8 protein-coding genes and 7 tRNA genes are annotated in these 12,310 nt (G+C 52.6%); 13 read left to right on the top strand and 2 right to left on the bottom strand.

What is annotated here, in order from left to right; all coding sequences use genetic code 11:
• Positions 1-69: 69 nt before the first annotated feature.
• A complete protein-coding gene (nagE, locus tag AC6I8K_RS05490) occupies positions 70-2,097 on the bottom strand; it encodes an N-acetylglucosamine-specific PTS transporter subunit IIBC (RefSeq protein ID WP_483817864.1) in 2,028 nt (675 codons plus the stop codon).
• A gap of 343 nt (positions 2,098-2,440) precedes the next feature.
• Between nagE and nagB the strand changes: the two genes are divergently transcribed.
• The 12 genes from nagB (at position 2,441) to AC6I8K_RS05430 (ending at position 9,333) form a co-directional block, all read left to right on the top strand.
• Complete coding sequence (nagB, locus tag AC6I8K_RS05485; RefSeq protein WP_064740565.1) at positions 2,441-3,241, top strand: glucosamine-6-phosphate deaminase; 801 nt, start codon at positions 2,441-2,443, stop codon at positions 3,239-3,241.
• Positions 3,242-3,302: 61 nt separating this feature from the next.
• Positions 3,303-4,451, top strand: coding sequence for an N-acetylglucosamine-6-phosphate deacetylase (gene nagA / locus AC6I8K_RS05480; protein WP_064740564.1), 1,149 nt, complete (start codon positions 3,303-3,305; stop codon positions 4,449-4,451).
• A gap of 7 nt (positions 4,452-4,458) precedes the next feature.
• On the top strand, positions 4,459-5,679 hold the full coding sequence (nagC, locus tag AC6I8K_RS05475; RefSeq protein WP_483817000.1) for a DNA-binding transcriptional regulator NagC: 1,221 nt from the start codon (positions 4,459-4,461) through the stop codon (positions 5,677-5,679).
• A gap of 41 nt (positions 5,680-5,720) precedes the next feature.
• On the top strand, positions 5,721-6,473 hold the full coding sequence (locus AC6I8K_RS05470; RefSeq protein WP_064740562.1) for an HAD-IIA family hydrolase: 753 nt from the start codon (positions 5,721-5,723) through the stop codon (positions 6,471-6,473).
• A 317-nt stretch (positions 6,474-6,790) separates the two neighbouring features.
• Positions 6,791-8,458 (top strand): asparagine synthase B, encoded by a 1,668-nt coding sequence (gene asnB / locus AC6I8K_RS05465; RefSeq protein ID WP_483816999.1) that lies wholly within the window; start codon positions 6,791-6,793, stop codon positions 8,456-8,458.
• A gap of 216 nt (positions 8,459-8,674) precedes the next feature.
• Positions 8,675-8,751 (top strand) — tRNA-Met (locus AC6I8K_RS05460).
• Between the two features lie 6 nt (positions 8,752-8,757).
• Positions 8,758-8,842 (top strand) — tRNA-Leu (locus AC6I8K_RS05455).
• Positions 8,843-8,863: 21 nt separating this feature from the next.
• Positions 8,864-8,938: transfer RNA gene (locus AC6I8K_RS05450), tRNA-Gln, on the top strand.
• A 34-nt stretch (positions 8,939-8,972) separates the two neighbouring features.
• Positions 8,973-9,047: transfer RNA gene (locus AC6I8K_RS05445), tRNA-Gln, on the top strand.
• A gap of 26 nt (positions 9,048-9,073) precedes the next feature.
• Positions 9,074-9,150: transfer RNA gene (locus AC6I8K_RS05440), tRNA-Met, on the top strand.
• A gap of 6 nt (positions 9,151-9,156) precedes the next feature.
• Positions 9,157-9,231, top strand: a tRNA-Gln gene (locus AC6I8K_RS05435).
• Between the two features lie 27 nt (positions 9,232-9,258).
• Positions 9,259-9,333: transfer RNA gene (locus tag AC6I8K_RS05430), tRNA-Gln, on the top strand.
• Between the two features lie 86 nt (positions 9,334-9,419).
• On the opposite strand, the gene ubiF is transcribed toward AC6I8K_RS05430, so the two are convergent.
• Positions 9,420-10,592 carry a 3-demethoxyubiquinol 3-hydroxylase gene (gene ubiF / locus AC6I8K_RS05425; RefSeq protein WP_497826350.1) on the bottom strand — a complete coding sequence of 391 codons (1,173 nt, stop codon included), beginning with the start codon at positions 10,590-10,592 and terminating at the stop codon, positions 9,420-9,422.
• A gap of 282 nt (positions 10,593-10,874) precedes the next feature.
• Here ubiF and miaB point away from each other — a divergent pair, with 282 nt between their 5' ends.
• Positions 10,875-12,299, top strand: a complete 1,425-nt coding sequence (gene miaB / locus AC6I8K_RS05420; protein WP_497826349.1) for a tRNA (N6-isopentenyl adenosine(37)-C2)-methylthiotransferase MiaB — start codon at positions 10,875-10,877, stop codon at positions 12,297-12,299.
• The last annotated feature ends 11 nt before the right edge of the window (positions 12,300-12,310 follow it).

Here is a 12,310-nt window from a genome sequence, read left to right as displayed (position 1 = left end):
CGTTTGTTGGTCGTTTTAAAACAAAAAAGGCAGGAATCGCTTCCTGCCTTCTGGCTCAATCACAAGGACTTAGCCTTTAACCTCGTACAGCGGGGTTTGGCCTGCAACCACTGAACCGGTTGCCAGTAAATTCAGACCGGCAAAATCATCGCTATTGCTGACGACAACCGGACTGATCATCGAGCGTGCGTTGGCGTTGAGGAAATCCAGATCCATTTCCAGGATTGGCTGACCTGCCGTTACCGTTGCGCCCTCTTCGACCAGACGCGTGAAGCCTTTGCCTTCCAGCGCAACCGTATCCAGTCCCATGTGCACGACAATCTCGACACCGTTTTCCGCTTCAAGGCAGAACGCATGGTTAGTATTGAAGATCTTCACCACGGTTCCGGCCGTTGGCGCGACCACGGTTTTGCCGGTTGGCTTGATAGCCAGACCATCGCCGACGGCCTTGCTGGCGAACGCTTCGTCAGGCACATTTTCCAGCGCAACAATTTCACCGGTTACTGGCGCGAGCAGCGTAGCAATTACCGCTTTTTCGCTGTTCATTACGGCCTGCGGTTTAACTGCTGGAGCGGGTGCAGCCGTTGACGCAGCGGCAGATGCCGCAACCGGACCTTTGCTCAGGACGGTTTTCATTGCCGTTGCAATGCTTTCCGCTTGGGTACCCACGATAACCTGCACGCTCTGCTTGTTCAGACGAATCACGCCTGAAGCACCCAGACGTTTAGCCACACCTTCATTGACCTGCGCGGAATCTTTGACGTTCAGACGCAGACGAGTAATACAGGCATCAATGTTGGTCAGGTTTTCCGAACCACCAACTGCCGCAATATAACGACGCGCCAGAGATTCAGTTTGGCTTTCGCCGTTGCCGCTATGATCAACATTTACGTCATAACCATCGGTTTCGTCACCGGCAGAGAGTTCACGGCCCGGCGTCATCAGGTTAAATTTCTGAATGGTGAAGCGGAACACTGCATAGTAGATAACGAAGAATACCAAGCCTTGTGGGATCAGCATCCACCAGTGCACCGCCAACGGGTTACGTGTTGACAGCACCATATCTACCAGACCCGCACTGAAGCCGAAACCGGCAATCCACTGCATGCTCGCCGCGATGAACACGGATAGACCCGTCAATGCCGCATGAATGACATACAGCACCGGTGCCACGAACATAAAGGAGAATTCCAGCGGCTCGGTGATACCCGTAAAGAAGGCTGCAAATGCCGCGGCCAGCATGATACCGCCAACTTTGGCGCGGTTTTCAGGACGCGCGCAGTGGTAAATTGCCAGTGCTGCCCCCGGAAGACCAAACATCATGATTGGGAAGAAGCCCGCCTGATAACGACCCGTAATGCCCGGGATTCCTGTACCTTCTGCGATAGACTGCGCGCCACCCAGGAATTTAGGAATATCGTTGATACCCGCAACGTCGAACCAGAATACTGAGTTCAACGCGTGATGCAGGCCAACCGGGATTAGCAGACGGTTAAAGAAGGCGTAGACGCCAGCACCGATTGACCCCATTTTCTGGATGTGCTCACCAAAGCTCACCAGTCCGCCAAAAATGAGCGGCCAGACATACATCAGCACGAAGGCCACGACGATCATCAGGAAGGAGACAAGGATAGGCACCAGACGGCGGCCGCTGAAGAACGACAGCGCTTTTGGTAGCTCAACATGGCTGAAGCGGTTATAAACCTCAGCCGAGAGAATACCAACAAGGATACCGACGAACTGGTTATTGATTTTACCGAAGGCGGCAGGAACTTGCTCCACCGGTATTTTCTGAATCATCGCTACCGCTGCCGGTGAACAGAGCGTGGTCACCACCAGGAAGCCGACAAAACCGGTTAACGCTGCTGCACCGTCTTTATCTTTAGACATACCGTATGCCACACCAATGGCAAACAGCACAGACATGTTGTCGATGATCGCCGAACCGGATTTGATCAGCAGTGCTGCCAGCGCATTGCCTGCGCCCCAGCTATCTGGATCAATCCAATATCCGACACCCATCAAGATTGCCGCTGCCGGCAGAGTCGCTACCGGCACCATAAGCGCGCGGCCGACCTTTTGCAGATATCCTAGAATACTCACCTTATTCTCCCCCTATGAGACTGGCGTTTTGCCGTGGCGCAGGTTGATTTTATTATCCCGTCGCCCGGTACCTTGATGACACTTTTCACCACGAGGCGCAGTGTAAAGATAAATTAATTCGCCTCGCAAATTAAAACCACTACAACTGTGACTTTAATCACCAAAATGGTGGTTTGATAACGCGAAATGCTAGCCAGCACCACAAACTTATTTTATGATGAAAAATATCGAGGCGCACTTTTCCCGGATGGTTACGCTTAAACGCATTACGCTTAAAGGCAGAAAACTGTCAGAGAAACGGCAACTCCACATTTCCAATCTTAATTGAGGTGAAGACATGAGACTGATCCCTTTGGCCACACCGACCCAAGTGGGTAAATGGGCTGCACGCCACATTGTTAACCGCATTAATGCGTTTAAGCCTAGCGCAGAACGTCCCTTCGTGCTCGGCCTGCCAACCGGTGGAACACCGTTGGAAGCCTACAAGCACCTAATCGATATGCACAAAGCGGGCCAGGTTAGTTTCAAGCACGTTGTTACCTTCAACATGGATGAATATGTTGGCCTGCCTAAAGAGCATCCTGAAAGCTATCACAGCTTCATGTACCGTAACTTTTTCGATCACGTTGATATTCAACAGCAAAATATCAATCTGCTGAATGGCAATGCCGAAGACATTGACGCAGAATGTCGCCAATACGAAGAGAAGATCCGTGCTTACGGCAAAATTAACCTGTTTATGGGCGGCGTGGGTAACGATGGTCACATCGCCTTCAACGAACCGGCCTCCTCGCTCTCCTCACGTACCCGCATCAAAACCCTGACGCATGATACGCGCATGGCCAATTCCCGTTTCTTTAACGGTGATGTGGACCAGGTGCCAAAATATGCGCTGACTGTTGGTGTCGGTACACTACTGGATGCAGAAGAAGTGATGATTCTGGTTACCGGCCATCTGAAAGCGCAAGCGCTGCAAGCTGCTGTTGAAGGTAACGTCAACCACATGTGGACGATTAGCTGCCTGCAGTTGCATGCCAAATCTGTCGTGGTCTGTGACGAGCCAGCCACCATGGAATTGAAAGTGAAAACCGTAAAATATTTCCGCGAAATGGAAGCGGAAAATATGAAAGGTGTGTGAAAACACGATGTAATAAAACCTGCTGCTGTTATGCGGCAGGCTTAGCCGGGAGAGAGAAACGATGTACGCATTAGTGAACGGCCGGATTTTTACCGGTCATGAAATTCTGGATAATCATGCGATCGTGATTGCGGATGGCCTGATTGAACGCGTGTGCCCGCGTGATGCCCTGGACGCGGCAATTCCACAGCAGGACGTGGCTGGTGCGTATATCGCTCCTGGTTTTATTGATTTGCAGCTTAATGGCTGCGGTGGCGTGCAATTTAACGATGACATTAACGCGTTAAGCGTCGAGACGCTTGAGATCATGCAGCGTGCCAACGAAAAGTCAGGCTGCACCAGCTATTTGCCGACACTCATCACTAGCACAGATGCGCTGATGAAACGCGCCGTTGAAACGATGCGCGCCTTTCTGGCGAAGCATCAACATCAGGCGCTTGGCCTGCATCTTGAAGGCCCCTGGCTGAACAAAGCCAAGAAAGGCACGCACAACCCTGAACTGATTCGCCTGCCGGATGCCGAGCTGGTGGATTTCCTCTGCGCCAATGCCGACGTGATCACCAAAGTTACGCTGGCGCCTGAGAATGCGGGTAGCGAAGTCATTCGTAAGCTGCGTGATGCCGGAATTATCGTGTCAGCAGGCCACTCCAACGCGACCTATGAAGAAGCAAAAATGGGCTTCAGCGCGGGCGTGAGCTTTGCCACCCACCTCTATAATGCCATGCCGACCTTCGCCGGACGTGAGCCGGGTCTGATCGGTGCGCTGTTTGATTCGCCTGATGTATACTGCGGCATTATTGCGGATGGTTTACATGTCCATTACGCTAATGTGCGCAATGCAAAACGCATTAAAGGCGACAAACTGGTGTTAGTGACGGATGCCACAGCACCGGCGGGCGCGTCGATTGATCAATTCATTTTTGCAGGCAAAACAATATACTATCGCGATGGCCTGTGCGTTGACGAGAACGGTACGCTCAGCGGTTCTGCCTTAACCATGATTGAAGCGGTGCAGAATAGCGTTGAACACTGCGGTATCGCTCTCGATGAAGCGCTGCGTATGGCGACGCTCTATCCGGCGCAGGCGATGGGTGTGGAGAAACAGTTAGGAACGGTCGAAGCAGGAAAAGTCGCCAACCTGACTGTCTTTACCCGCGATTATCAAATCACTAAGACGTTTGTCAACGGAGACAACGTCCTCAGCGAGTAAGTATTGAATGACCACTGGCGGCCAGTCTCAAATAGGAAATGTCGATCTTGTTAAACAACTCAACAGTGCAGCCGTCTATCGGTTAATAGATCAACAAGGACCGATTTCGCGCATTCAGATTGCTGAACATAGCCAGCTTGCGCCCGCCAGTGTCACCAAAATTACCCGCCAGCTTATTGAGCGCGGCCTCATCAAAGAGGTGGAGCAACAAGCCTCCACCGGTGGGCGCCGCGCTATCTCGATTATTACTGAAACGCGTCATTTTCATACTATCGGCGTACGCCTGGGGCGTAATGACGCCACATTAACCTTATTTGATCTAAGCGGAAAATCGCTGGCGCAGGAAGATTATCCGCTGCCGGAGCGCACCCAGGAAACGCTGGAGAACGCGCTGTTCAATGCCATCAGCGCCTTTATGGCGGCGCATCAGCGTAAGATCCATGAACTGATTGCCATTGCGGTGATTCTGCCTGGTTTAGTCGATCCGATTAATGGCATCATCCGCTACATGCCCCATATCGCGGTGAGTCACTGGCCGCTGGTTTCCAGCTTAAAAAAACGCTTTAACGTGACCAGCTTTGTTGGACATGATATTCGCAGCCTGGCACTAGCCGAGCACTACTTCGGTGCAAGTCGCGATTGCGCAGACTCCATTCTGGTGCGTTTGCATCGTGGTACCGGCGCCGGAATCATCGCCAATGGCCATATCTTTCTCGGCAGCAACGGCAACGTTGGTGAGATCGGTCACATCCAGGTCGATCCGTTAGGTGAACGCTGCCACTGCGGTAACTTTGGCTGTCTGGAAACCATTGCGGCTAATAGTGCGATTGAAAATCGCGTACGTCATCTGCTTAATCAAGGCTATCCAAGCACCTTAACGCTGAATGATTGTCTGATGCCGCAGATTTGCCGCGCAGCTAATCACGGCGACGCGCTGGCGTGCGAAGTGATTGAACATGTCGGCCGCTATTTAGGTAAGGCTATCGCCATCGCCATCAACTTATTCAATCCACAAAAAGTGGTGTTGGCCGGTGAGATCACCGAAGCCGATAAAGTGCTGTTCCCTGCCATTGAAGGTTGCATCAATACGCAGGCGCTCGCTGCCTTCCGTAAAAACTTGCCGGTTGTGCGTTCCGAGCTCGATCATCGCTCGGCAATTGGCGCTTTTGCATTGGCAAAACGCGCTATGCTGAACGGTATTTTGCTGCAACATCTGCTGGAAGAGTAATCACCAGCCTGCTGTTTAGCAGGCCCGACCGGATGCAATCTATGACGATTAAAAGCGTAATCTGTGACATCGACGGCGTGTTGATGCACGACAATACCGCCGTTCCCGGCGCGAACGAATTTCTGCAGCGCATTCTGGCGAAGGATATGCCGTTGGTGGTGCTGACCAACTATCCTTCACAAACCGCTCTTGATCTGGCGAACCGCTTTGCCAACGCAGGCATTGAGGTTCCGGATTCGGTGTTTTACACCTCGGCGATGGCCACCGCCGATTTCCTGCGTCGTCAGGAAGGGAAAAAAGCCTATGTAATTGGCGAAGGTGCACTGATCCATGAGCTGTATAAAGCCGGCTTTACCATCACCGACGTTAACCCAGACTTTGTCATCGTCGGTGAAACACGCTCTTTCAATTGGGACATGATGCACAAAGCCGCCTTCTTTGTGGCCAATGGCGCACGTTTCATCGCCACCAACCCCGATACGCACGCGCGCGGTTTTGTCCCTGCCTGCGGTGCGCTATGCGCTGGCATTGAAACCATCTCCGGCCGTAAACCGTTTTACGTCGGCAAGCCAAGTCCGTACATCATGCGCGCTGCGCTAAACAAAATGCATGCGCATTCGGAAGAGACAGTGATCGTCGGTGATAACCTGCGTACTGACATTCTGGCGGGCTTCCAGGCGGGGCTGGAAACGATTCTGGTGCTGTCGGGGGTTTCAACGCTCAGTGATATCGATGCGATGCCTTTCCGCCCGGATTGGATTTATCCATCGGTCGCCGATATCGACCTGTTCTGACGCCAGCCATCACCTCTTCTTATAGCCCTGCACATGCAGGGCTTTTGTTTTTACTGTCGTTACCCATTTCTACGCCGCACTAATTATGCGCATAAAACGAACGACAACACCGATTCATTAGATGCCATCTAAAATACTCATCAATTAATTAGATAATATTCAATATTATTCGCTCCTCAACATTCTTTTTATCAAAGAATCGCAATTTTGCTTGCACCAACACCACCATTTAGCGCATTTTCTTATACATCACGCAGTCGAGGCTGCCGGACAAACGTAAAAATTACTTCGCCACAAGGTGAGATCAGGAGTCAGTTATGTGTTCAATTTTTGGTGTGCTGGATCTGAAAAGCGATCCTATTGAGCTGCGCAAGAAAGCGCTGGAATCTTCTCGTCTGATGCGTCACCGCGGCCCAGATTGGTCAGGTGTTTATGCGGATGATAAAGCCATTCTGGTGCATGAGCGTCTATCGATTGTTGACGTTAACAACGGCGCACAGCCGCTGTATAACGCTGACCACACCCACGTACTGGCTGTTAACGGCGAAATTTACAACCATCAGTCGCTGCGTGCTGAGCTGAGCGATCGTTATGCATTCCAGACCGGCTCTGACTGTGAAGTGATCCTCGCACTTTATCAGGAGAAAGGCGTCGATTTCCTCGATGAACTGCAAGGCATGTTCGCCTTCATCCTGTGGGACAGCGTGAAGCAACAATATCTGATTGGCCGCGACCATATCGGGATTATCCCGCTGTATATGGGTAACGACGAGCACGGCAACCTGTATGTCGCTTCCGAGATGAAAGCGCTGGTGCCGGTGTGCCGCAGCATCAAAGAGTTCCCACCGGGAAGTTACATGTCGAGCGCCGATGGTGAAATCCGTCGTTACTGGCAGCGTGACTGGATGGAGTTTTCTGCCGTTGAGCACAACACCACCGATGCCGCAGAGCTGAAACATGCGCTGGAAGAGTCAGTGAAAAGCCATCTGATGTCCGACGTACCTTACGGTGTGCTGCTGTCAGGCGGTCTCGATTCTTCAATCATCTCTGCCGTGACCAAACGCTTCGCTGCGAAACGCGTTGAAGATGCCGATAAGAGCGATGCATGGTGGCCGCAGCTGCACTCTTTCGCCGTTGGCCTGGAAGGTTCTCCAGACCTGAAAGCAGCGAAATCGGTAGCAGAACACCTTGGCACCGTGCACCACGAAATCCATTTTACCGTGCAGGAAGGTTTGGATGCGATTCGTGACGTGATTTATCACATTGAGACCTACGACGTGACCACCATTCGCGCTTCTACGCCGATGTATTTGATGTCGCGTAAGATTAAAGCGATGGGCATCAAAATGGTGTTATCCGGTGAAGGTGCGGATGAAGTCTTTGGCGGCTACCTCTATTTCCACAAAGCGCCAAATGCTAAAGAATTCCACGAAGAAAACGTGCGTAAATTGTTGGCCCTGCACATGTTTGACTGTGCTCGCGCCAACAAAGCGATGTCCGCCTGGGGCGTGGAAGCGCGTGTGCCGTTCCTCGATAAGAAATTCCTCGACGTGGCAATGCGCATCAACCCTGAAGACAAGCTGTGCGGCAGCAACGGCAAGATGGAAAAACACATCCTGCGCGAATGTTTCTCTTCTTATCTGCCAGAGAGCGTAGCGTGGCGCCAGAAAGAGCAGTTCTCTGACGGTGTAGGCTATAGCTGGATTGATACGTTGAAAGAAGTGGCGGCGAAACAAATTAGCGATCAACAGTTGTCTACTGCGCACTTCCGCTTCCCGTACAACACGCCAAACTCGAAAGAAGCGTATCTGTATCGTGAAATTTTTGAAGAATTGTTCCCGATTGCCAGCGCCGCAGAGTGTGTTCCTGGCGGTCCGTCGGTAGCCTGTTCTTCTGCAAAAGCGATTGAGTGGGATGAAGCATTCAAATCAATGGATGACCCTTCAGGCCGCGCCGTTGGCGTGCATCAGTCGGCGTATAAATAAGGTTTTTACTCAACAAGATAAGGGGCTCAATCGAGCCTCTTTTTGATGCAATAAGTCGTGTAACGTTTAAAATCTGCCGAATAAATCACCAGCCTGGTTACAAGCCAGACAAACAGGCGTTTTTAAGGCGAAATTCGACAAAAAAATTGTTGACGCTACAAGACTCAATACGCATAATGCGCCCCGCAACGCCGATGAAGGTTACGCGAAAAAGATGGCTACGTAGCTCAGCTGGTTAGAGCACATCACTCATAATGATGGGGTCACAGGTTCAAATCCCGTCGTAGCCACCATCTTTTGCGGGAGTGGCGAAATTGGTAGACGCACTAGATTTAGGTTCTAGCGCCGCAAGGTGTGCGAGTTCAAGTCTCGCCTCCCGCACCATTTCAGTCTTCGGCAGCCGGATGGGGTATCGCCAAGCGGTAAGGCACTGGTTTTTGATACCAGCATTCCCAGGTTCGAATCCTGGTACCCCAGCCAATCCGGAACATGTTGTGGATACAAAATCGACGAATGGGATATCGCCAAGCGGTAAGGCACCGGTTTTTGATACCGGCATTCCCTGGTTCGAATCCAGGTATCCCAGCCATCGTTAAAGGCAGTAAGCAGTACAAAGGCTACGTAGCTCAGCTGGTTAGAGCACATCACTCATAATGATGGGGTCACAGGTTCAAATCCCGTCGTAGCCACCAAATTATTGGGGTGTCGCCAAGCGGTAAGGCTCTGGTTTCTGATACCAGCATTCCGGGGTTCGAATCCCTGCACCCCAGCCATAAAAAGACAATTTGATAAACACCTATTGGGGTGTCGCCAAGCGGTAAGGCACTGGTTTCTGATACCAGCATTCCGGGGTTCGAATCCCTGCACCCCAGCCAAATTGCACAATAAAGCCCGCTTATGCGGGCTTTATTGTTTTCTGCTTATCGGCAAGTCAGGAGCGCATGAATGCGCCCCCGGCGTATCACAAACCTAATGCATAACGCAGCACCTTGCGCTTCAACGATCCGGCATTCTGCGCCGCAATCAGCGCCAGGTTACGTACCACGCGTAATGGCGGTAGTTTATTGCTAAACGCGAAGTAGAACAGATCCATCCCACCTTGCATGAGTAAGTTGTCTTTATAACGCTGGCGATGATAACGCTGCAGCACGGCATCCGACGACCAAAGCTCAGCCTGGCTTCGCGCCTCCACCAGCGTCGTGATCAAGGCGTCTACATCCCGATATCCCAGATTAACGCCCTGCCCGGCCAGCGGATTGATGGTGTGTGCCGCATCACCTACCAGCGCTAATCCCGGCATCACGTAACGCGTGGCATGACGTCGCACCAGCGGGAAAGAGGCGGCGGTTTTCACCTGAATACGCCCAACGCGTGACGGGAAATGCGCATAAATCTCTTTCTCCAGCTGCTGGAGCGGCAAACTTTGCAACTGACGGATGCGCGCTGGCGCGTCATACCACACCAGCGAAGCACGACGATCAAATAGCGGCAGAAACGCGCGCGGCCCTTTTGGTGTAAACTGCTGCCAGGTTGAATCGCCGGCATCCTGCTCACACTCCACGCTGATGAGCATGCAGGATTGCGCATAGTTCCAGCCATGCACGCCGATGCCCGCTAATTGACGCACACGCGAGTTGGCGCCATCTGCGCCCACCACTAAACGCGCATCCAGCGTTTGACCGTTATCGAGTTGCACATGCCAGCCGGCGTTATGCGGCTGCAACCCCTGCAAACTCGCCGGGCAAATCAGCTCGATGCCCTCTTCCTGCATTTTTTCCCACAGCGCACGTTGCAGCACGCTGTTTTCCACCATAAAGCCCAACTCAGGCAATCCCAGCGACGCCGCATCAAACGTCACATGCGCGTTTTGCCACTCCCAGGTTTCCAGCTGACGATAAGGCGCACAACGCATCGCCTGCACGCGCGGCCAGACCTCCAGTTGCTGTAGCAATGCCACCGACGAAGCGCCAATCGCGGAAATTCGCACATCCGGATCGCTACTGGCATCAAAGGCCGCGGGTTCCGCTCGTTCAATCACCGCTACGCGAAACTGTTGCTGTGCCAGCCCACACGCCAGCGCCGCGCCGACCATGCCACCGCCCACGATCACCACATCAAAATGTGAATCCTGCATCGACTCTAATCCTTCTTTTTGTCGTGAGACCTGACAGCATCACGTTGATAGCTAAAGTGTACCGGAAATTCGTCGTCTGATCAGATGTGCACTTCACCCTGCATACGTCGCGTGGCAGGAAGCCGATAAGTGCGCTTATTCCAGGCGCTTACAAAAGTAAGTTACTGGGATAAGCGGATGCAACGCACCTGCAGCGTGAAGTATGCAGGGTTAGCTGGTCACAGCAGCAGCGAGGCATTACAATACGCGCCCTGCACTTCGCTTTAATCAATGGCTAGTTCGATGACCAAAAAACTGCATATCAAAACCTGGGGCTGTCAGATGAACGAATACGATTCATCAAAAATGGCCGACCTGCTGAACAGTACGCACGGCTACACCCTCACCGAGGAAGCTGAAGAGGCGGACGTTCTGCTGCTCAACACTTGCTCTATTCGTGAAAAGGCGCAGGAGAAGGTTTTTGCTCTGTTAGGCCGTTGGAAAAAGCTGAAAGCAAACAACCCCGAACTCATCATCGGCGTCGGCGGCTGTGTCGCCTCGCAGGAAGGCGAGCGCCTGCGTCAACGCGCCAGTTACGTAGATATCGTCTTTGGCCCGCAGACCTTACATCGCCTGCCGGAGATGATTAACACCGTGCGCGTTAGTAAAAGCCCGGTTGTTGATATCAGCTTCCCGGAAATTGAGAAGTTTGACCGCCTGCCAGAACCGCGCGCCGATGGTCCAACGGCCTTTGTTTCCATCATGGAAGGCTGCAACAAATATTGTACTTTCTGCGTGGTGCCTTACACCCGCGGCGAGGAAGTCAGCCGCCCAAGCGATGATATTCTGCTGGAAATCGCCCAGCTTGCCGCTCAGGGCGTGCGGGAAGTCAATCTGCTGGGCCAGAATGTCAACGCCTATCGCGGTGCCACTTTTGATGGCGACGTCTGCACCTTTGCTGAATTGCTGCGCTTAGTTGCGGCAATTGACGGCATTGATCGTATTCGCTTCACCACCAGCCATCCGATCGAATTTACCGATGACATCATCGAGGTTTATCGCGATACGCCAGAGCTGGCGAGTTTCCTGCACCTGCCGGTACAGAGCGGCTCGGATCGCATTCTGACGCTGATGAAACGCGCTCACACCGCGCTGGAGTACAAAGCGATTATCCGCAAACTGAAAGCCGCGCGTCCGGATATTCAGCTGAGCTCCGATTTCATCATCGGTTTCCCCGGCGAAACGCAGCAGGATTTTGAGCAGACCATGAAGCTGGTTGGCGACGTGAATTTCGATGTCAGCTTCAGCTTTATCTACTCCATGCGACCAGGAACGCCCGCGGCCGATCTGCCAGACGATGTGTCAGAAGACGAGAAAAAACAGCGTCTTTTCATCCTGCAGGACCGCATCAATCAGCAGGTGATGGCATGGAGTCGCCGCATGCTGGGCACCACACAGCGTGTGCTGGTAGAAGGCATTTCGCGTAAGAATGTGATGGAGCTGACTGGCCGCACGGATAATAACCGCGTGGTCAATTTTGAAGCGCCAGTAGAAATGATCGGTAAGTTTGTTGATGTCGAAATTGTTGATGTGTATGCCAGTTCCCTGCGTGGCGTGCTGGTTCGCACCGAAGCGCAAATGGCGCTGCGTGTGGCCGAAAGCCCGGCGTCAGTGATTGCCCGTACCCGCAAAGAGAACGACATTGGCGTCGCTATGTTCCAGCCGTGAAACCTCGAACG

Source organism: Pantoea sp. X-Soil-ISGK-421 (genome assembly GCF_059730785.1).
The sequence above is the reverse complement of the archived record's forward strand: the minus strand, read 5'-3'. Positions and strand labels throughout refer to the sequence as shown.